This window comes from Bradyrhizobium sp., assembly GCF_028868675.1.
In the GTDB taxonomy this organism is placed as follows: Bacteria; Pseudomonadota; Alphaproteobacteria; order Rhizobiales; family Xanthobacteraceae; genus Bradyrhizobium.
In genome coordinates this window covers 12388-31967 of sequence record NZ_JAGWUA010000019.1, presented here as the reverse complement: position 1 = coordinate 31967, position 19580 = coordinate 12388, and the positions used below count along the sequence as shown (strand labels likewise).

The window sequence follows — 19580 nt, the reverse complement described above, 5'->3', positions numbered from 1 at the left end:
TCACCCTTTCGGGCTGCGGCGCGCGAGGCGATCGAGCCGCGCCGACCAGGGGTCGGCGCCGCTCGTGATCCGCTCGTTCGAGATCAGGAGCAGGCGTTCGCGATCCGCGCTCGCGTCCCAACGCGGCAGGCCCTGCCCGTTCGGATCGCCGGTCTTGGCGAAATTGGTCCAGTAGCTGCGCAGCGCGCTGGCGACCTCGCGATCCCCGCGCGACAGCACGCCGGCGCCGGGCACGCCTTCGACACCGAAGACGAACTGCAACTCGCGGCCATGGCTGTCGTCGGCGTTTTGCGCCTCGGGCGAGCAGGCGAAGCGGTAACGGAAGGTCGACGCGCCCGTCGCCGCATGGCTGCGCGCCAGCAACCTGACGGGCTCGGTGAAGACCCGGTCGGTGTAGAGCTGCGCCGCCAGATTCACCGGCGCGGCGCCGACGTCGGGATAGAGTTTGCGCAACTCCTCCGCGGAGGCGCCGGCGAGATCGAGCTCCGTCTTGAGGTCGGACGCGCGGCCAAGACTCGTCTCGTCGTCGTTCGAGCCGATGATCAGGGGAATGCGGCTCTCTCGGCCCGCCGCAAAACCGTCGGCGACATCCTCCGTCACGAGTGCTCCGTCCACCATGGGTCCGAAGCGGCGCGAGGATCGCATGAGCAGCAGCTCTTCGGCCGCGAGCAGCAGCCTTGCATCCGCCGCGCGCGGATCAAATCCCTTGCCGACGCGCCCGACGATTTCGAGGAACTCTCTCGCCGTGGCGTCTGCCGCCGCCGTGGAAGGCAGACGCTCGCGACCGGGAATGGATTGGAGGATCGCCTTGTGAAATAGCGCGCGCGACTGCTCGGCGAGCATCAGCAACGCGATCATGGTCGCGCCCGATCCCTCGCCGAACAGCGTGACGTTGCCGGCATCGCCGCCGAACGCCGCAACGTTGTCGTGTATCCAGCGCAGCGCCGCGATCAGGTCCATCAGGCCGAAATTGCCACCACGCTCCGATGCGTCGCCGGTCAGGGCAGGATGCGCGAAGAAGCCGAACGCGCCGAGACGATAGTTCGGCACCACCACGATGAGGCCGGCCTGCGCCAGCTTGCTGCCGTCGAACAGGGGGTCGCTCGCGGCGCCGGCGACGAAGGAGCCGCCATGCACGAACACCATGACCGGCAACGGGCCGTCGACGCCGAACGGCCTGAACACGTTGAGCGTCAGACAATTCTCGCTCGTCTCGCGCACCGCCGGCTGCGGACAGGCCGCACCGTCGTCGTAGGCAGTGCGCATCTCCGAGCTTTCGGGCAAGGGCTGCGGCGCGCGCCAGCGCAGCCGGCCGAGCGGCGCGGCCGCATAAGCGAGTCCCTTGTAGGAGGCCACGTCGCCCTGCACCGCGCCGAGCATCTGTCCTTCGTGCGTCACCGCGAACGGGTACTGACCGACCCGGGCTCCGGCCGGACCGCCCTGAGCCAGAGTGACCGAAGCCGCAACGAGCGCCATCAAGTAACGCATCGGCAATGTCTCAACGGGCGGAATGTTTCGGGCGACAGCCTATGTCGGCGTGCCGCAGCGATGCAAGTTACGGCCACCGTCTCTGGCCTAGCAGCTCTTGCCGGTCAGTTCGGCGAGCGCGCGCCGCGCGACGATGCCGAGTTCACCCAGCGTCGTGTGTCCGGCCTCGACGGCCTTGATCAATCGCTCCGCGATGAATCTGCGGCTGTCGTGGTCGCCGCCATGCGGCAGTTGCCGGCAGGTCTCCTCCAGCACCACGTCCATGTTCGCCTTGGTCCGCTCGCTCATGTCGCTCATGGCGTCCTGCGGGACTGCGTTGCCCAGGGGGCGTCAGGGATCGTCAGCATACACAATTCGGCCACACTTGATGACTCCCAAACACGCCAACCGCCTCTGTTGTGCGTTGCGGCGCTGGCGTCCTCGCGCAGCATGCAGCGCGTCTACCGCAGATAGAATTTGTTCTGATGACAAGCCCGGCATGCGGGTCTAGCCTGCGCGCAAAACAAGTATATGGGAGGAATGGCATGCCAGACGCAGCAGTCGCAACGTGCACCGCGGACGCGGGCGACAAGACGCAGCAGGTCGACGTCGCGATCGTCGGCGCCGGGTTCGCCGGGCTCTATCTTCTGCATCGCCTGCGCAAGGCCGGCTTCACCACGGTCGCGCTCGAAGAGGCCGACGACGTCGGCGGCACCTGGTACTGGAACCGCTATCCCGGCGCGCGCTGCGACATCCAGACCATCGACTACAGCTACACCTTCGATCCGGAGCTCGAGACCGCCTGGACGTGGTCGGAGAAATACGCGACCCAGCCGGAGATCCTGCGCTATCTCGGCTTCGTCGCCGACCGCTACGATCTCAGGCGCGACATCCGCTTCGGCACCCGCGTCAGGGAAGCCAAGTGGAACGAGGCGAGCGCGCGCTGGCTGCTCACCACCAGCAACGGCGCGCCCGTCTCCTGCCGCTATTACATCATGGCGACCGGCTGCCTCTCCGCGCCAAAACCGCCGGAGATCGACGGCGTCAAGGACTTCAAGGGCGAGGTCTATTTCACCGGCCGCTGGCCGCACGACGAGGTCAAGCTAGCGGGCAAGCGCGTCGCCGTGATCGGCACGGGCTCATCCGGCATCCAGTCGATCCCGCTGATCGCCGAGCAGGCCGCGCATCTCACCGTGTTCCAGCGCACGCCGAATTTCGCGCTGCCCGCGCACAACGGTCCGGTGCCCGCCGACCGCGCCGGCCTGCTGAAGGCCGACCGCGCGGCCTACCGCGAGCAGGCGCGGCAGTCGCTCGCCGGGGTGCCCTACCCGCAGCAGATGGCCGTGAGCTGGCAACTGAGCGAAGCCGAGCGCCGCGCGCGCTTCGAGGAGGCCTGGGCTAGGGGCGATCTCGTCTACATCCTCACGCAACTCTGGGCCGACCAGGCCGTCGACGTCGACGGCAACAATCTGCTCGCCGACTTCATCCGCGAGAAGATCCGCGCGATCGTGAAGGATCCGGCCACGGCTGAGGCGCTCACCCCGCACGATCATCCGTTCGGCGCCAAGCGTCCCTGCCTCGATACCAACTATTACGCGACCTACAACCGGCCGAACGTCACGCTGGTCAATCTGCGGCAGGAGCCGATCAAGGCGATCACGGCCACCGGCATCGCCACGGACAAGCGTTCCTTCAACCTCGACGTGATCGTGTTCGCGACCGGCTTCGATGCCATGACCGGCGCCATCAAGTCGGTCCATCCGATCACGGGACGCGGCGGCAAGTCGCTGTCCGACGTCTGGGCCGGCGGACCGCAGACCTATCTCGGGCTGACGGTGGCGGGCTTCCCGAACTTCTTCATGATCACCGGACCCGGCAGCCCGTCGGTGCTGTCGAACATGGCGGTGTCGATCGAGCAGCATGTCGACTGGGTCGTCAATCGTCTCGCCGCGATGCGCGACATGGGCTTCACCACGATCGAGGCGACCGAAACGGCGCAGGCCGGCTGGGCGCAGCACATGGCCGACTGCTCCATGCTGACGCTGCATCGGCTCGCCAACACCTGGTACACGGGCGCCAACGTCCCCGGCAAGGCGCAGGGCGTGATGCCCTATACCGGCGGCGTCGGTCCCTATCGCAGCATCTGCGACGAAGTCGTCGGCCGCGGCATGCTCGGCTTCAGGCTGACCGGCCCGAACGGTGCCGCGCAATGCAATGACGGCGCGGCGGTCCGCCTGCAGCCGGACGTGCGGCTGGTGCTCGGCTTGCTCGCGTCGTTGAACCTGCCGCCGATCGAATCGATGGGAGCGCTCGGCGCGCGCGCCTTCGTCACCGAGTTCAACAAGAGCCGCCCCGCAGGCCGGCCGGTCGGCGAGGTCGTCGACGGCACGCTGCCGGGACCCGACGGTCCGCTGCCCTACCGGCTCTATCGTCCGGCGACGCCGGGGCCGCATCCGGTCGTGGTCTATTTCCACGGCGGCGGCTGGGTGCTCGGCGACGAGCAGTCCGACGATCCGTTCTGCCGCGACATGTGCCGACGCACCGGCATGATGTTCGTCAGCGTCGGCTATCGCCACGCGCCCGAGCATCCGTTCCCGGCCGCGGCCGAGGACGGCTATACGGCGACGCGCTGGATCGCCGAGCATGCCGCCGCGCTCGGCGGCAAGCCGGGAGCGGTGCTGGTCGCGGGCTGGAGCGCCGGCGGCAACATCGCCGCCGTCACCTGCCAGCTCGCGCGCGACCGCGACGGACCTGCGATCGCGGGCCAGCTCCTGGTGTGCCCGGTCACCGACTGCAGCACCGACCGGCCGTCCTACAGCGAGAACGCGGAGGGCTACTTCCTGACGCGCTCGCTGATGGACTGGTTCTGGGACAATTACTGTCCGCCCGGCGAGCGCGCCGACCCGCGGGTCTCGCCGCTGCGCGGCGAACTCAAGGGCCTGCCGCCGGCCTTCGTGGTGACCTGCGAGTTCGATCCGCTGCGCGACGAGGGTGTGGCCTATGCCGAGGCGCTCGCCTCCGCCGGCGTTGCCGTCGAGCAGCTCAAGGCGCGCGGCCACTTCCACTCGTCCTTCACCATGGTCGACGTGGTGATCACCGGCGTGCCCGGTCGCGTGCAGATGGCGAACGCCCTGCGGCGCTTCGCAGGGCTGCCGCCGGAGGCGCGGCAGGGCGATGAGGCGAACCGCAGCCAGACAACCCCGCCGAAGATCGCAGCGGCTGCGGGATAGCAGGCGTCTCTTGCGGATCTCCGATGCGGGCCTGGATCGATTCCGGGCCCGCACGGCTTTCCGGGTCGCGCGTGTTGGCTCGGAACAAGTTTCCCGCGACCGAGTTATCGGCTCGTGGCATTGAGACGCAGCGATAGGCCCTGGCACGCGAAGGCGCGCGCCAGGGCTCTTTTTGCCTAAAGGCGTTGGTGGCGGACGCCACGCGGGCTCGGAACCATCTGGTGCCTTTTCCCGTTGGTGAAGATCGCAAGCGCAAGCGCGAGGTCTCGAGATGGGTGAAGCGGGCCTGCAACGGATGGTGCCCTACGGCGCGGACCAGACGCTGTTCGTGATCGTCGATCGCATCGGGGTGGACAAGGAGATCCGCGTCGAGCGCCCCGATCTCGAAACCGCGCTCGGCGATCTCGTCGCCGGCTGCTTCAGCGATCCCGTGCGCGTGATCGCCTTCAACACGCTGGAGCATTGGGTCAAGGACGTCTCGACCGAGGTCGCCGCCGAGATCCAGTCGCGCTGCGACATCGATGGCGAAGCGCTACCCGATCACATCAGGGAATTCGTGGAAAGCTGGACCTGCCCGGCACGGCGCACCGAGCCCGAGCTGCGGGGCATTCGAGCCCCGCGGGCGCACCTCCTGCGGTGAGGTGGATCATGCCGAAACGAAGAACGCCGCCGTCGCGGCGCCTTTCAGCTCCAGCACGGCCTGCCGCTAGCGCATGGTGTGGAGGGACGGCTGGGTTCGCCGGCTCTTTCCGGCGATCGCGTCGATCTCGCGGCGGCGATCGCCGGCGAAGGCGAGGAGCTTTTCGATCGTCGACGTGTCCGTGATCCGTTTCGCCAGGCGCTCCGCGCGGGCCGCCTGATCTTCGAGATACTGGATCGTGCTCACGCCGGCCGCCTCCCCGAATCGCGATTTGAAGCGATTGTCCGGCACCCATGGTGCGGCATGGGAAGCTAACAGCCGGTTAAGTCCCCGCTTGCGATGCGCTGCAATGCAGAGAGGTCGGCGGGCGCGGATCTATCGCACGACGTCCAGCCTGACATTGGCGACGCCCGACCCGACCATGCCGAGCTTCTCGGCGGCGGAGTAGGAGACGTCGACGATGCGGCCGGGGACGTAGGGACCGCGGTCGTTGACGCGAACGGTCACGGAGCGGCCGGTGGACACGTTGGTCACGCGCAGCCGTGTGCCGAACGGCAGGGTGGGATGGGCCGCGGTGAGCTCGTTCCTGTCGAACCTTTCGCCGCTCGCGGTCTCTTCGCCCTCGGAGTAGAAGCTCGCCACACCCTGGGCAGCCGCCGGCGCCGGGCTCGCCGTGAGGCCCGTCGACTCGGGCCGGCTGGCCGGCCTGGCGAACAGGCTCGCCATCGCGCGCCGCTCGTGATGGCGCTCGACCGCAGCCTGGCGGCTCGACGCGGCCAGCTCGGACTTCTGCCTGCCGACCGGCGATTGCGCGCAGGCCGCAAGCGACGCAGCGCCGATGGCGGCGAGCGCCAGTCGGGCGAGCCTCGCGCACGGCGCTGACGGTGTGACAGTGGACATGGCATGCGCCTCCGACCCCTGCGAGTTCGGCGGGCAATGAGGGCAGAAGCTTGTCGGAAACAGAGCCGGTCTGCGGCTACGGTCGTTTCAGCCGCGCTGTGGCCGCTCCACCACAGTCGCTGTCCTGAATCGGGACAACGCCCGCCCCGGCAGCGCCGTCAGTCAGTAGTGCGGCTCGTACATCCGGGACTGGACGTGCCCCATCATGTCATTGGGCGCAGGACCGTCGGCAAGACCGCGCTGCCAGGCGACCTGCGCCACGGCCGCGGCGATGCGGGCGGAGACCTCGCGGATGCGGGGCAGCGCGGGATAGAGGCTGCCCTGATCGAGATCGTCCCGGCCGACGCAATCGGCGAGCGCATGCGCCGCCGCCATGAACATCTCGTCGGTGACGAGCTTCGATCCGCTGGCGATGACGCCGAGGCCGACGCCGGGGAAGATGTAGGAATTGTTGCCCTGGCGCGGCACGAAGGTGCGGCCGTTCAGCGTCACCGGATCATAGGGGCTACCGCAGGCGAACAGCGCGCGGCCGCCGGTGTAGCGATAGGCATCCTCGGCCGAGCATTCCGCCTTCGAGGTCGGATTGGAGAGCGCGAACACGATCGGCTGCCGGTTGAGCTCGGCCATCGTCTTGAGCACGTCGGGCGTGAAGGCACCGCCGACGGCGGCGACGCCGATGATGGCGGTCGGCTTCAGGGTACGGATCGCAGTAAGGAAGTCACCGATCGGCGCCTGGTCGTGGGCGTAGCGGAGCTTGTGGCCGGACAGGCCGTCGCGGCCCTTGACGACGAGGCCGCGGGAATCCACCAGCCAGTTGCGCCCGAGCGCCTCGGCCTCCGAGGCGCCTTCCGCCATCATGGCCGAGACCACGAGATCGGCGATGCCGGTCGCGGCCTCGCCCGCGCCGAGGAACAACAGCCGCTGGTCCCTGAGCTTGCCGCCGCTGACGCGCAGTGCCGAGAACAGGCCGGCCAGCGCCACGGCCGCCGTGCCCTGGATGTCGTCGTTGAAGACGCAGGCCTCGTCCCGGTACTTGTGCAGCAGGCGGAAGGCAGAGTGGTTGGCAAAGTCCTCGAACTGAATCAGCACGCCCGGGAAGGTCTTGCGCGCCGCCGTCATGAACTCGTCGACGAAGGCGTCATAGGCCTCGCCTGCCAACCGCCGCTGACGCAGACCGAGATAATAGGGATCGCGCAGCAGCTCCTCGTTGTTGGTGCCGACGTCGAGCACGATCGGCAGGCACTCTTCCGGATGAACGCCCGCGCAGGCGGAATAGAGCGACAGCTTGCCGACCGGGATGCCCATGCCGTTGGCGCCGAGATCGCCGAGACCGAGGATGCGCTCGCCGTCGGTCACGACGATCAGCTTCGGCTCATAGGGCCAGTTCTTCAGCAGCTCGGCGATCTGGCCGCGATCGCGCGAGGAAATGAACATGCCGCGCGGCCGCTGGAAGATCAGCCCGTACTTCTGGCAGGCGAGGCCGACGGTCGGCGTGTAGATCAGCGGCTGGATCTCGTCGATGTTGTCGCAGACGACGCGGAAGAACAGCGCCTCGTTTCGGTCGTGCAGCGCGTTGAGCGCGACGTATTTCTCCAGATCGCTCGGCAGGTTGCGCAGGTTGATCAGCACACGCTCCGCCTGGTCCTGCATGGTGAGCACGCAAGGCGGCAACAGGCCGCGCAACCCGAGCGCGGCACGCTCCGATTCGGTAAAGGCGGTCCCCTTGTTGAGCAAGGGGTCACGCAACAATGACATGCCGCGCGGCGGATTGGAGAGCGTTGTCTGGGCGCCGACCCGATCAGGTCTGTTCACGAATTCCCCCGAAAGATTTCTTATTCGACAAACATTGTCGGTCAGGCGTTGATGGAGATCAAGAACGTTGGATTTCGCAGCGCAGCGATGCCTTCCTGCCGTGCAGGATGATGCAGACCGCCACCGGATTTCGCGACCCGGAAGACGGATGCGGGCACGCTACTCCGGCTTGATGTCGGCTGCCTTGACGATCGGCCACCACTTCTCGGTTTCCGCCTTCTGGAACGCCCCGAGCGCGGCGGACGATTGCCGATCCAGCGGCGGAATCTCCTGGCCGAGTTCCGCAAAGCGCGCGCGAACAGCGGGATCGGCGAGCGCGGCCACGATCGCCGCGTTGAGCTTGTCGACGATGTCCTTCGGCGTGTTCTTCGGCGCCCAGATGCCGTGCCAATAGGCGATGTAGAGCCCAGGGACGCCGGCCTCGTCGACGGTCGGAATGTCGGGCGCCGACGCAAGCCGCGTCGGCGAGGTCACCGCAAAGGCCTTGATGGCGCCGTTCCTGATCTGCGGCAGCGAATTGGTCGCCTGGTCGAAGATCATGTCGATCTGGCCCGCAACGAGATCGATCATGGCCGGGCCCGCACCGCGATAGGGTACGAACTGGAATTCAGTGCCGGTCTTGCTCTTGAAGAAGACGCCGGCGACATGCGCGCCGGAGCCGGGGCCCGCCGTTCCGGCGGTGGCCCCGTTCGGATTGTCCTTCAACCATGCGATCAGCTCCTTCAGCGTGTCGGCCTTGAGCGCCTTCCTGCCGACGATGAGCTGCGGCCCGCTCGCGATCAGCGCGACCGGCTCGAAATCCGCCATCACGTCGTAGGATAGTTTGTAGATCGCACCGTTCAGCACATGCGTGCCCCAATGGCCAATGGTGATCGTGGTGCCGTCCGGCGTCGCGCGGGCGACGCGAGCGCCTGCGATGCTGCCGGAGGCGCCGGCGACGTTCTCGATCACGACCGTTCCGTGGATCTCGGCCGCCGCCCGTTCGGCCAGGATTCGCGCCAGCGTGTCGGTCGGCCCGCCGGCCGCAAAAGGCACCACCAAAGTGACCGGACGCGACGGGAAGGATTGGGCGACGGCGGGCGGCGCGACCGCGGCGAGCCCCATCCAGACGCCAAGAGCAGTCACGGCGCCGCAAAGCGCGGCCTTGGCCGAACACGTCATCCCCTCCCCCATCCTTCCGGCGCCGCCAGCGCAAGCCGGCACACCTGTTACCTCAGGCAAATGAATGCCGATGCCGGAGCCGAGGCAAGAGCGAAGTTTGAGGAAGCGCGCCAACGCGCGCCTCCCGTCATTCCGGGGTCGCACAACCACGTGCCCCGAAACGACGGCGAGGAGGAGGGAGAACGACACGCGAAAACCATCTTTCCGACGACGGCATCGCCGGAAGAAAACGCGGAATTATTGGAATACAGCGCCGGGCCGGTAAGGGGCCTTGCCTCACTGATGCAGCCCGCTTCACCATGACCCGGCGTGCCGTTCGCGGTTGTCGCCGCTATGCGATAGTCCGAACGAGCTCCATCGCAATCAACGCGGCTGGATTTGCGGAGGTGGAGTCATAGACCTCCCCTTGCTCATGATGTGGACAACATGCGTCGCCGATGGCGACCAACGACATGCTCCTCCCATGACATCAGGCTGTCAAGACGGATCAACGGCGCAGGCCGGCGAAAACGGCCGCTTCGTCCGCATGGTTCCGAGCATACAACGAGTTCCAGATTTCGGCATCGTGCGTTCGCGCCACATGCGTTCGCCATTAACCTAATCCAGGTCATGAACGGCAGTTAAGCGCCGCAACCGAGGCATTTACCTCGCCGACGCGAAGTCGGCGCGCGCGAACACGATCCCTACATTCTTGAGCATCTCTTAGACAACAGCATGTTGCATCGGCGCGATCGAGGTCGTTCCGATGAAGACAATGCCCACCCCGCCACTCAGTGCTTGCGCCGCCCCGACGACTGCGACCGCATCGGCGGAGCGGGTGCGAAATAGGGGTTGACCAGGCACATCGCCGGACGGCCGAAGGCCGAGGCGCGGCAGTGCTCCAGCGAGGTGAAGATGCAATCCATCCGCTCGCCTTCCAACTCGCCGAAGACGTGCATGCAGACTGGATAGGCCGGATCGTAAGTCTGGGCGCGCGCCGGCCCGGCGACGACGACAGCAGCAGCAGCGAACGCGAACAGCGCGAGAGCCGGTCTGAGCACGAAATCCTCGAATCGAAAACGCAGTGACGCAAACCTCACCGTAGAGCATTTGCCGGCCCGATCAAGCGTCCGTTCCCGCCTGCGCCGCGGCCGCGCCGTCACCTCGTCCGCTTCTTGTCCTTGCCCTTCTTCCCTTCCCGCTCGAGCGCCTTGCGCACATCGTCGAACTCGCGCAGCGAGGCCTTGTCGGCGCGCGGGAAATGCAGATCAAGCCGCTCCAGAGCCGCCACGATCACCGAACCGATCACGACGCGGGCGAACCACTTGTGGTCGGCCGGCACGACGTACCAGGGCGCGAAGGAGGTCGCGGTATGCCGAACGATGTCCTGGTACACCGCTTGGTAGCGCGGCCACAGCGCCCGCTCGCTGATGTCGCCCATGGAAAATTTCCACTGCTTGGCAGGGACCTCCAGCCGCTCCAGAAAGCGCTGGCGCTGCTCCTCCCTGGAGACGTTGAGGAAGAATTTCAGGATCACCGTGCCGTTGCGCGTCAGATAGCGTTCGACGGCGGAGATGTCCTCGAACCGCTCCCGCCAGATGCCCTTGGTGACGAGTCGCGGCGGCAGCTTCTCCTTGGCGAGGAGATCGGGATGCACCCGCGTCACCAGGCATTCCTCGTAATAGGAGCGGTTGAAGATGCCGATGCGGCCGCGCTCCGGCAGCGCGACCATGCAGCGCCAGAGGAAGTCATGGTCGAGTTCGTGGCTGGTCGGTTGCTTGAAGGCATAGACCTCGCAGCCCTGCGGATTGACGCCGTCGAAGATCGCCTTGATCGCGGAGTCCTTGCCGGCGGCGTCCATGCCCTGGAAGATCAAGAGCACCGACCAGCGGTCCTGGGCGTAGAGCCGCTCCTGAAAATCGGAGAGATACTTCTTGTTCGCCTCGAGGATCTCCTCCGCCGCCTGCTTGTCGAGCCCGCCCTTGGCGCTGGTCTCGTGCGACTTCAGGTGGAACTTGCCGGACCCGTCGAACCGGAAGGGCGCGATGAAGGGATCGAGTTGCGCGGCGAGCGATTTCGAGGACTTCCTGTTCATGGGCTCGGCGATGCCTTGCGTTGCGGCTTCAGTCGTTCGAGCACGCTACCAAGGATGCCTTTGGGAAGGAAGATGATGAAGAGCACGAGCAGGACGCCGTAGACGAGGTTGTCCCAGCCGACCGCCCTGGTTCCGAAGCCGATGCGCAGCGTCTCCGCGAGCAGGATGGTGATGACGGCCCCGACCGTCGGTCCGAGCGAGACATAGAGCCCGCCGACGATGGCGGCGAATACCATCTGCAGCGACACCGAGATGCCGCTCACCGTGTCAGGGGTAACGAACATCTGGTATTGGCAGTAGACCGCGCCCGCCAGCGCCGTCATCAGCGCGCTGATCAGCGTGATCTTCAATTTCTCCGCCGTCACGTCCACGCCGGCGGCAGCGGCAGCGTCTTCGTCCTCCGAGATCGCCTCCAGCGCTTGGCGGCTCATGCTGCGATCGACCCAGTGCCAGATCGCTAGGCCGGCGAGCCAGACCGCGAGCGCAATCAGGTACCAGGTAGTCTTGTCGTCGAACTGCAGCGCCAGCAGCCGGTTGGTCGCGGCGCGGTTCGGGGTGTAGCCGAGCGAGCCGCCGGTGTAGTCGCGCGTGGCGGTGATGACCTGCAACACGATGCCGGACAGCGCCAGCGTCACCAGCACGAAATAGTGTCCGGTGATACGGAAGCGGAAGCAGGGATAACCAACCAGCAGCGCCAGCAGACCGGCCGCCGCCATGCCGATGGGGATGCCGATCCACGGCGTCAGGCCGAGATGGTTCCAGAGCAGCGCGGTGACGTAGGCGCCCACCCCCATGAAGCCGCCGTGGCCGAGCGAGACCAGACCGAATCGTCCCATCATCGACCACGACGTATAGGCGAAGGACCAGATCAGGATCAGCACCAGAATGTGCAGGTGATAGGGATCACGATAGACGAAGGGCAGCGCGACGAGCGCCGCGAGCCCGATCCCCCACGCCGCAAGCCGGCCCTGCGACGTCATGAGCGCCTCGCGAGCAGGCCGGCCGGCCGGATGAACATCATGACGATGAAGAAGGCGAACGCCAGCACGTAGCCCCATTCGAGGTCGGAGAACAGACCGCCGAGCGAGATGATCTCGGCGAACACGAAGGAGGCGATGAAGCCGCCGATGAAATTGCCGAGGCCGCCGAGCACGCAGATCAGGAAGGTGATCGGCCCGAACGTCAGACCGACGAACGGATGCACGTCGTACTGCAGCACCAGGAGGCTCGCGGCGAGCCCCGCCAGCGCGCCGCCGAGCGCGGAGGTGACGAGATAGATCCGCCTGGTGTCGACCCCCATCAGCGCCATGATCTGGCGATCCTGCGAGATGGCGCGGATCGCGGTGCCGGTGAAGGTGCGCGTCATGAACAGATAGACCGCGACCATGCCGACCACCGCTGCCAGGAACGACAGCAGCCGCGCATAGCTGAAATTCATGTCGCCGAGGGCGAGCACCGGCAGGCGGATGCCGAGATTGCGGAAGTCGATGCCGAACGCGACGGTCGCAAAGCTCTGCAGCACGAACAGCACGCCGCCGGTGGCGAGCAATTGGTTGATCGGCGGCGCGGTCAGGAGCGGCGCGATCACGAGATAGTGCAGCGCTGCGCCGAGGATCGCGACCAGCAGGATGGTGAGCGGCGCGGCGATGAAATAGCTGACGCCATAGACCTGCACCAGGAAATACATGGCGTACATGCCGATCATCACGAGTTCGGCATAGCAGATCCAGGTCACGTCGATGACGCCGAAGATCAGGTTGAGACCGAGCGCGAGCAGCGCCAGCACGCCGCCGAGCAGAATGCCGTTGATCACTGCCTCCAACAGGTAGATGTCGAAGACGTCCAGAAACGCCTGCATGGTCCGCCGCCCTCACACCCCGAGATAAGCTTCCTTGACCGTGTCGCTCGCCAGCATCTCGGCCGAAGAGCCGGAGGCGCGGATGGTGCCGGCCTCGATCAGATAGGCGCGATCGACCGCGTGCAGCACCTGCTGCACGTTCTGCTCGACGATCAGGACCGTCAGGCCGCTGGCGCGGATGCGCTTCACCAGTTCAAACACCTGCTGCACCACGACGGGCGCCAGGCCCGCCGAGGGCTCGTCGAGCAGCAGCAGCTTCGGGCCCGACATCAAGGCGCGGCCGATCGCGCACATCTGCTGCTCGCCGCCCGACATGGTGCCCGCCATCTGGTGGCGGCGTTCCTTCAGGCGCGGAAACAGGCCGAACACGATCTCCAGCCGTTCGGCATAACGGGCGCGCGCCTCCGGCATGAAGGCGCCCATCTTCAGGTTGTCGTCGACCGACAGCCGCGGAAACAGCCGGCGGTTTTCCGGCACATGCGCGATGCCGAGGCCGACGATGCGGTGCGCCGGCGTCGCCACGACGTCGGCGCCCTCCATTTTGATGCCGCCGCGCGAGGGCCGGATCAGGCCGGAGATCACCCGCATCAGGGTGGTCTTGCCGGCCCCGTTCGGTCCGATGACGCCGACGGCTTCGCCCGCCCTGACTTCGATATTGACGTCGAACAGCGCCTGGAAGCTGCCATAGCCCGCATCGACGTTTCGAAGCTCGAGCATGGCGCTAGCCTCCGACACGGCGGCGCGCTTCGGCGGCCGCGGCCTGCGTGGTCTCCGCGTCGGTGCCGAGATAGACCTCGATGACCCTGGGGTCGCCGGCCACCGCGCTCGGCGAACCTTCGGAGATCTTCTCGCCATGATCGAGCACCATGACGCGGTCGACGACCCGCATCAGCACGCCCATGATGTGCTCGACCCAGATGATGGTGATGCCGAGATCGTCGCGGATCTTGCGCAACATGTCGGCGGCCTGGTCCATCTCCGCCTCGTCGAGACCGCCGAGGCTTTCGTCGGCGAGCAGGAGCCTTGGCCCGGTGGCGAGCGCCTTCGCCAGTTCGAGCTTCTTCAGGCCGGCCGCGCCGAGGCCGTCGACGGCGGCGTGGCGGTCGGTCGGCAGCCCGACCATGGCGAGCGCACGCTCGGCCGCCTGCTCGGCCTTGGCGCGGCTGTGCCGGCCCTGGCCGTAGAAGCCGGCAAGAGACACGTTCTCGAAGATGGTCAGACGGCGGAACGGCCGCGGAATCTGGAAGGTGCGGCCGATGCCGCCATTGATGATCCGGTGCGGTGCAAGGCCGCCGATCTCCGCGCCAGCGAACACGATCGAGCCCGACGTTGGCGCTTGCGTGCCGGAGAGCATGTTGAAGATCGTACTCTTGCCCGAGCCGTTGGGGCCGATCAAGCCGAGGATCTCGCCCCGATCGACCCTGAACGACACGTTGTTGACGGCCGTGAAGCCGCCGAAGCGCTTCACGAGCCCCTGGACCTCCAGCACCGCCACTCTCCCCGTTTGCGAGGCACGCGTTACTGGTTGCTGTAGGTGGTGCCCTTCGGCAGTGGCAGCACGGCTTCGCGCTGCGCCTGGCTCTTCGGCCACACCACATACGACTTGTCGTCGACATACTGGATCACGACCGGGAAGGAGCGCTCGTTCTGGCCCGCCATCGGCGTTCCCTCGCCGTAGAACTTCACGCCGAAGCCCAGCATCGTGCCGCCTTCCGGAAGGTCGGTATCGAGCGCCGCCTTGCGCAGCGCCTCGGGATCGATGCCGCCATATTTCTTGATCGCGCGCGGCAGCACGTCGGCCATGAAGACGTAGGTATTGGAGGCGCCGATACCGACATGGGCCGAACGGATGGCAACGCCCGGCTTGATCTTGTCGAACTCCTCGCCGACCGTCTTGATGACGGGCGCGAGCTTCGGATCCATCGTCTTCTGGTTGGCGAGCCAGATCGAGATCGGGTCGGTGTTGAAGACGTAATTGGCGTCGACGCCAAGCCCCTCCTTGAGCTTCTCGTAGACGCCGTAGCCCGCTCCGTGCCCGACAAGCGCGCCAAACTTCAGCCCTTGCTCGCGGGCCTGGCGCGCGAACAGCGTGATGTCGGGATTGTAACCGGTGTGGAAGATCACGTCTGGCTTGGCGCGCTTCAGCTTGGTGACCAGCGCCGAGAGATCCGGCGCGGTGGCCGAATAGCCTTCCTTCAGCACGACGTTGAAGCCCGCCTTGGCGGCGCCGGCCACGTTGCCCTTGGCGACGTCGACGCCATAGGCGCCATCCTCGTGGATGATGGCGACGCGCAGATCCTTCGGCTCCTTGCCGAATTTCGCCTTGGCGTTCTGCGCGATGAAGTCCATCGTCATCATGCCGAACTGATCGCCGCTCGCCTGCGGGCGGAACACATATTTGTAGTTCTTGCCATCGAACACGGCCGACGAGATGCAGGTCGTCATCCACATGAACTTCTTCAACTGCTCGACACGCGCAGCCACCGGCACGCATTGCGCGGAGGAGAAGAAGCCGAGCACCATGTCGACCTTCTCCTGTTCCAGGAGACGGACGGACTCATTGATGGCGACGTCGGGCTTGCTCTGGGCGTCGGCGTAGACCGCCTCGACCTTGTAGCCCTCGACGCCGGTCTTGCTGAACTGGTCGAGGACGATCTTGGTGCCGATGAATTCGAGTTCGGACCCGCCGCCCGCGAGCGGGCCGGTCAGGTCGAAAATCACGCCGATCTTGATCTTCTTCTCCTGGGCCTGGGCGGAAACCGCCAAGCCCGTCGCTGCCGCGGCGACCAACAGCCCACGCACGAAATGGGCAGCTCTGCGCAAGCGCATCAAACCCTCCCTGGACTATCTTGTGATGGTGTCGTCGTTGTTTTCTTTGCATCACAGGGGCAGAGCCGGGCGATGTCAAGCCGAATAAGCGAAGCGAGATGACTGGGGTACCTTGCCGCTCAACCGGACGCGGCGCCATCAGTGCGCGGCGAACTGCTGCTCCACGAAGGCCGTGACGAAGCGCGGCATGGTCGGGGTGAGATCGGTGGTACCCCGCACCAGGTGAATGGCGGAAAGCTCCGGCTGCGCCTGTGCCGCGAGATTGGCCTCGATCCGGCCCCGGATCGCTTCGCCCGGCAGGTCGACGTCGAGGATCCGGATCAGGGCGATCGCGCGGCCCGAGACCACGCAATGCCAGTGCGGCTCGGCCCGGTAGTCGCCGGGCTTCAGCCCGGTCTCCTCCTCGATCTCGCGCACGACACTGCCGGGAATGTCGAGCATGCCGTCCCTGACGTCGTCGAGGTCGGGCGTGCCGGACGGGAAATAGATGCGGCCGGCATTTGCGGTGTGCTGGCCCATCTCGCCCATGACGAAAGCGCCGTCGGAACCGCGCAGCGCGCCCATGCCGAAACCGTTGAACACGGCGGCGTCGGGAAAGCCCCAGTCGCGCCACGCGAGGAAGCTCGCAAAGTCGGTCGCGAAATAGGTCGCCGCGAAGCGGCCGTCCGCGAATACCGGGGCGCGGCCGAGCAGGATGCGACCATTCCACATCTGCGGCCGTTCGCGCCGCTTCTCGGCGAAATGGGCTGCGATCTCGGCGCGCCGTTCCCCGGCGAACGGCCACGCGACGTCCCGCACGGCGAACTCAAGCGTCGTGACGCGGTGGATGACCGGCTCCGTCATGACGCCCGAACGTCGCTACTTGGCGTTCCCCGTGGTCTTCCTGGCCTGCTCGACGAACGTGTTGGTGAAGGTCTTGCTGACGTCGACCTTGGCATTGGCGACCTCGGGCGAGCCGACGCTGAACACCGCGAGCACGGCATCGGCGCCTTTCGGATCCATCTTGCCGGTCTCCGAATACATCGGGATCGTGTTCTTCAGCGCGGCGAGATAGAGGTCCTTGTTCTTGCCGACCGTCTCCTCGGGCATCTTCGCCATGATCTCCTCGGGCGAATGGGAGTGGATCCAGGCAAGCGTGCTGACGATCGCGTTGGTGAGCGCCTGCGTCTCCTTCTGGTGGCCGCCGATCCAGGCCGCCGTCGAATAGAGTGCGCCGCCCGGATATTCGCCGCCGAAGGTCTCGAGCGTGTCCTTTTGCGTGCGGGTGTCGCTGAGGATGCGCAGGTCCTTGTGGCTTCCCTGCAGCACGGTGACGGAGGGATCGAGCATCACGGCGGCATCGATCTGGCCCTGCTCCATCGCCGCCACGGCGGTTGCGCCGAGCCCGACGCCGATCACGGCCGTGCCGGCGGGATCGAGCCCGTTCTTCTTCAGGAGATATTTCAGGAAGAAGTCGGTGGAGGAGCCGGGCGCGCTGACGCCGACCTTCTTGCCGGCGAGGTCCTTGACCGACTTGATCTCGCCGGTGTGCGAGGGCGACACCACCAGCACGAGGCCGGGATAGCGGTCATAGACGACGAAGGCCTGAAGCTCCTGCTTCTTGGCGGCGAGGTTGACGCAATGGTCGAAATAGCCGGAGACCACGTCGGCGCTGCCGCCGAGCACGGCCTTGAGTGCATCCGAGCCGCCCTTGAGGTCGACGAGATCGACGTTGACGCCGGCCTTGTCGAATTCCCCGAGCTGCTTGGCGAGCACCGTGGGCAGATAGCACAGGCAGGCACCGCCGCCGACCGCAATCGTGACCTTGCTTTGCGCTGCAGCAAGACCGGTCGACAAGGTGATAGCGAGCAGCGCGCCCGCGAGCCGGGCAAAAGTGTTCTTCATTGGTTTCCTCCGTACCGGCGGCACCATAGAGCAGCGCCCGAGGCTTGAGAAGCGCAACCCGGCGACGAGGAGGGTGCCGGTGAAGCCCGGCGACCTCGTCATGCCTAGCCCCGCCCGTCGGCCGCCATCGGTCGCCACACCAGGAGCCGACGCTCCACCAGCGTGACGCCCATGTCGATCAGGATGACGAAAGCCGACAGCACGAACATGCCTGCGAACACGCCGGCGACGTCGAAGATGCCCTCGGCCTGCTGGATCAGATAGCCGAGGCCGGCCGCCGACCCCAGATACTCGCCGACCACGGCGCCGACCACCGCGAAGCCGACCGAAGTGTGCAGCGAGGAGAACATCCAGGACAGCGCCGAGGGCCAGTAGACGTGGCGCATCAACTGCCGCTCGCTCATCCCGAGCATGCGGCCGTTGTCGAGCACGGTGCGGCTGACCTCCTTCACGCCCTGGTAGACGTTGAAGAAAACGATGAAGAACACCAGCGTCACGCCGAGTGCGACCTTGGACCAGATGCCGAGCCCGAGCCACAGCGTGAAGATCGGCGCCAGCACGACGCGCGGCAGCGCGTTGATCATCTTCACGTAGGGGTCGAACACCGCCGCGACCCGCGGCTGACGCGCGAACCAGAAGCCGACCATGATGCCGCCGAGCGATCCGATCGCAAACGCGAGGATCGATTCCCACAGCGTGATGGCGAGGTGCCTCCAGATCACGCCGGTGGAAAACCATTTGACGATCTGGCTGAACACGTCGACCGGGTTCGAGAAGAAGAACGGCGGCAGCAAAATCTTGCCGAACACGGGGATGGCGGAGAAAAATTGCCAGAGCACGATGGCGACGATGGCGACCAGCAATTGCAGCGAGAGCAGCGTGAGACGCGACATCACACCGCCTCCATGGCTTGAGAGGATTGCGCGTAGCCCTTCATCACCTCGTCCTTGAGCACGCTCCAGATCTCCCGGTGCAGCGCGTGAAATTCCCTGTCGAGCCGCACCTCAAAGATGTCGCGTGGACGGGGCAACGCCACGCGCCAGTCGCCGATGATGCGCGAGGATGGACCTGCCGACATGATGACGACGCGGTCGGCGAGCGCGATCGCCTCCTCCAGGTCATGGGTGACGAACAGCACGGCCTTGCGATCGGCGCTCCAGAGTTCGAGCAGCAGATTGCCCATGACCTGCCGGGTCTGGGCGTCGAGCGGACCGAACGGCTCGTCCATCAGCAGGATTTTTGGATCGCGGATCAGCACCTGCGCCAGCGCCACGCGCTTGCGCTGGCCCCCGGACAACATGTGCGGGTAGCGGTTGGCGAACGCGCCGAGTCCGACCGAGGTCAGCCAGCCCTGTGCACGCTCCAGCGCCATGGCCCGCGGCGCGCCCTTGATCTCGAGCCCGATCGCGACATTGTCGATCGCCGTCTTCCAGGGGAACAGCGCGTCGGCCTGGAACAGGTAGCCCGCGTCGCGGTTGAGGCCGGCCAGCGGCCGGTCGAACACCCTGACGCGGCCCGACGCAGGCTTGAGCAGGCCGGCGGCGACGTTGAGCAGCGTGGACTTGCCGCAGCCGGTCGGCCCGACGATGGCGACGAACTCGCCCGGCGCGACCGCAAGATGCGCCTCTTCCACCGCCGTATAGACACGGCCGTCCCCGAGCCGGAATGCGACCTTGGTATCCTCCAGCGCCACCGCCGTGGGCGTCGTTGTCTGCATGTTTCCTC

The 19580-nt window shown here is 66.4% G+C and carries 18 protein-coding genes and 1 pseudogene; 2 read left to right on the top strand and 17 right to left on the bottom strand.

The genetic code is table 11. The features are described from left to right. Together KGM94_RS04765 and KGM94_RS04760 are read right to left on the bottom strand one after the other, a co-directional pair. Window positions 1-1488: a carboxylesterase family protein gene (locus tag KGM94_RS04765; RefSeq protein WP_300255468.1), complete on the bottom strand. Its 1488-nt coding sequence runs from the start codon at window positions 1486-1488 to the stop codon at window positions 1-3. 87 nt (window positions 1489-1575) lie between these two features. Beyond that, complete coding sequence (locus tag KGM94_RS04760; RefSeq protein WP_300255466.1) at window positions 1576-1785, bottom strand: hypothetical protein; 210 nt, start codon at window positions 1783-1785, stop codon at window positions 1576-1578. A gap of 227 nt (window positions 1786-2012) precedes the next feature. On the opposite strand from KGM94_RS04760, the gene KGM94_RS04755 reads away from it, so the two are divergent. Then, on the top strand, window positions 2013-4697 hold the full coding sequence (locus KGM94_RS04755; protein ID WP_300255465.1) for an alpha/beta hydrolase fold domain-containing protein: 2685 nt from the start codon (window positions 2013-2015) through the stop codon (window positions 4695-4697). A 271-nt stretch (window positions 4698-4968) separates the two neighbouring features. Beyond that, window positions 4969-5337 carry a hypothetical protein gene (locus KGM94_RS04750; RefSeq protein WP_300255464.1) on the top strand — a complete coding sequence of 123 codons (369 nt, stop codon included), beginning with the start codon at window positions 4969-4971 and terminating at the stop codon, window positions 5335-5337. Between the two features lie 66 nt (window positions 5338-5403). On the opposite strand, the gene KGM94_RS04745 is transcribed toward KGM94_RS04750, so the two are convergent. The 15 genes and pseudogenes from KGM94_RS04745 to KGM94_RS04675 form a co-directional block, all read right to left on the bottom strand. Next, window positions 5404-5583 carry a hypothetical protein gene (locus KGM94_RS04745; protein WP_300255463.1) on the bottom strand — a complete coding sequence of 60 codons (180 nt, stop codon included), beginning with the start codon at window positions 5581-5583 and terminating at the stop codon, window positions 5404-5406. A 129-nt stretch (window positions 5584-5712) separates the two neighbouring features. Continuing rightward, window positions 5713-6237: a septal ring lytic transglycosylase RlpA family protein gene (locus tag KGM94_RS04740; protein ID WP_300255462.1), complete on the bottom strand. Its 525-nt coding sequence runs from the start codon at window positions 6235-6237 to the stop codon at window positions 5713-5715. 162 nt (window positions 6238-6399) lie between these two features. Beyond that, window positions 6400-8049, bottom strand: a complete 1650-nt coding sequence (locus tag KGM94_RS04735) for an NAD-dependent malic enzyme (protein ID WP_300255460.1) — start codon at window positions 8047-8049, stop codon at window positions 6400-6402. A gap of 159 nt (window positions 8050-8208) precedes the next feature. Next, on the bottom strand, window positions 8209-9153 hold the full coding sequence (locus tag KGM94_RS04730; protein WP_300255482.1) for a tripartite tricarboxylate transporter substrate-binding protein: 945 nt from the start codon (window positions 9151-9153) through the stop codon (window positions 8209-8211). Window positions 9154-9980: 827 nt separating this feature from the next. Further along, window positions 9981-10250 carry a DUF3551 domain-containing protein gene (locus tag KGM94_RS04725; protein ID WP_300255458.1) on the bottom strand — a complete coding sequence of 90 codons (270 nt, stop codon included), beginning with the start codon at window positions 10248-10250 and terminating at the stop codon, window positions 9981-9983. A 98-nt stretch (window positions 10251-10348) separates the two neighbouring features. Continuing rightward, entirely contained in the window at window positions 10349-11284 is a 936-nt protein-coding gene (locus KGM94_RS04720; RefSeq protein WP_300255457.1) for a polyphosphate kinase 2 family protein, read from the bottom strand. Next, window positions 11247-12264, bottom strand: a pseudogene (locus KGM94_RS04715) (branched-chain amino acid ABC transporter permease); the annotation flags it as partial. The gene KGM94_RS04720 and the pseudogene KGM94_RS04715, both read right to left, overlap by 38 nt. Beyond that, window positions 12261-13142 (bottom strand): branched-chain amino acid ABC transporter permease, encoded by an 882-nt coding sequence (locus KGM94_RS04710; RefSeq protein WP_300255455.1) that lies wholly within the window; start codon window positions 13140-13142, stop codon window positions 12261-12263. The gene KGM94_RS04710 and the pseudogene KGM94_RS04715, both read right to left, overlap by 4 nt. 12 nt (window positions 13143-13154) lie before the next feature. Then, complete coding sequence (locus KGM94_RS04705; RefSeq protein WP_300255453.1) at window positions 13155-13859, bottom strand: ABC transporter ATP-binding protein; 705 nt, start codon at window positions 13857-13859, stop codon at window positions 13155-13157. A gap of 4 nt (window positions 13860-13863) precedes the next feature. Then, window positions 13864-14631, bottom strand: a complete 768-nt coding sequence (locus KGM94_RS04700) for an ABC transporter ATP-binding protein (protein ID WP_300255451.1) — start codon at window positions 14629-14631, stop codon at window positions 13864-13866. A gap of 29 nt (window positions 14632-14660) precedes the next feature. After that, on the bottom strand, window positions 14661-15971 hold the full coding sequence (locus KGM94_RS04695) for an ABC transporter substrate-binding protein (RefSeq protein WP_300255449.1): 1311 nt from the start codon (window positions 15969-15971) through the stop codon (window positions 14661-14663). A gap of 138 nt (window positions 15972-16109) precedes the next feature. Then, on the bottom strand, window positions 16110-16814 hold the full coding sequence (locus tag KGM94_RS04690; RefSeq protein ID WP_300255448.1) for an NUDIX hydrolase: 705 nt from the start codon (window positions 16812-16814) through the stop codon (window positions 16110-16112). Window positions 16815-16829: 15 nt separating this feature from the next. After that, window positions 16830-17855, bottom strand: a complete 1026-nt coding sequence (locus tag KGM94_RS04685; RefSeq protein ID WP_300255446.1) for an ABC transporter substrate-binding protein — start codon at window positions 17853-17855, stop codon at window positions 16830-16832. A gap of 104 nt (window positions 17856-17959) precedes the next feature. Further along, window positions 17960-18748, bottom strand: a complete 789-nt coding sequence (locus KGM94_RS04680) for an ABC transporter permease (protein WP_300255443.1) — start codon at window positions 18746-18748, stop codon at window positions 17960-17962. Beyond that, the gene (locus tag KGM94_RS04675) at window positions 18748-19572 is read right to left on the bottom strand and encodes an ABC transporter ATP-binding protein (protein ID WP_300255441.1); all 825 of its coding nucleotides are present in this window, start codon (window positions 19570-19572) and stop codon (window positions 18748-18750) included. The genes KGM94_RS04680 and KGM94_RS04675 overlap by 1 nt, the downstream gene beginning before the upstream one ends. Window positions 19573-19580: the final 8 nt, after the last annotated feature.

Coding starts and splice junctions, on each gene's coding strand:
- KGM94_RS04765 (WP_300255468.1), bottom strand. CDS start 1,488: ATGCGTTACTTGATGGCGCTCGTTGCGGCTTCGGTCACTCTGGCTCAG.
- KGM94_RS04760 (WP_300255466.1), bottom strand. CDS start 1,785: ATGAGCGACATGAGCGAGCGGACCAAGGCGAACATGGACGTGGTGCTG.
- KGM94_RS04755 (WP_300255465.1), top strand. CDS start 2,013: ATGCCAGACGCAGCAGTCGCAACGTGCACCGCGGACGCGGGCGACAAG.
- KGM94_RS04750 (WP_300255464.1), top strand. CDS start 4,969: ATGGGTGAAGCGGGCCTGCAACGGATGGTGCCCTACGGCGCGGACCAG.
- KGM94_RS04740 (WP_300255462.1), bottom strand. CDS start 6,237: ATGTCCACTGTCACACCGTCAGCGCCGTGCGCGAGGCTCGCCCGACTG.
- KGM94_RS04730 (WP_300255482.1), bottom strand. CDS start 9,153: ATGGGGCTCGCCGCGGTCGCGCCGCCCGCCGTCGCCCAATCCTTCCCG.
- KGM94_RS04720 (WP_300255457.1), bottom strand. CDS start 11,284: ATGAACAGGAAGTCCTCGAAATCGCTCGCCGCGCAACTCGATCCCTTC.
- KGM94_RS04710 (WP_300255455.1), bottom strand. CDS start 13,142: ATGCAGGCGTTTCTGGACGTCTTCGACATCTACCTGTTGGAGGCAGTG.
- KGM94_RS04705 (WP_300255453.1), bottom strand. CDS start 13,859: ATGCTCGAGCTTCGAAACGTCGATGCGGGCTATGGCAGCTTCCAGGCG.
- KGM94_RS04695 (WP_300255449.1), bottom strand. CDS start 15,971: ATGCGCTTGCGCAGAGCTGCCCATTTCGTGCGTGGGCTGTTGGTCGCC.
- KGM94_RS04690 (WP_300255448.1), bottom strand. CDS start 16,814: ATGACGGAGCCGGTCATCCACCGCGTCACGACGCTTGAGTTCGCCGTG.
- KGM94_RS04685 (WP_300255446.1), bottom strand. CDS start 17,855: ATGAAGAACACTTTTGCCCGGCTCGCGGGCGCGCTGCTCGCTATCACC.
- KGM94_RS04680 (WP_300255443.1), bottom strand. CDS start 18,748: ATGTCGCGTCTCACGCTGCTCTCGCTGCAATTGCTGGTCGCCATCGTC.
- KGM94_RS04675 (WP_300255441.1), bottom strand. CDS start 19,572: ATGCAGACAACGACGCCCACGGCGGTGGCGCTGGAGGATACCAAGGTC.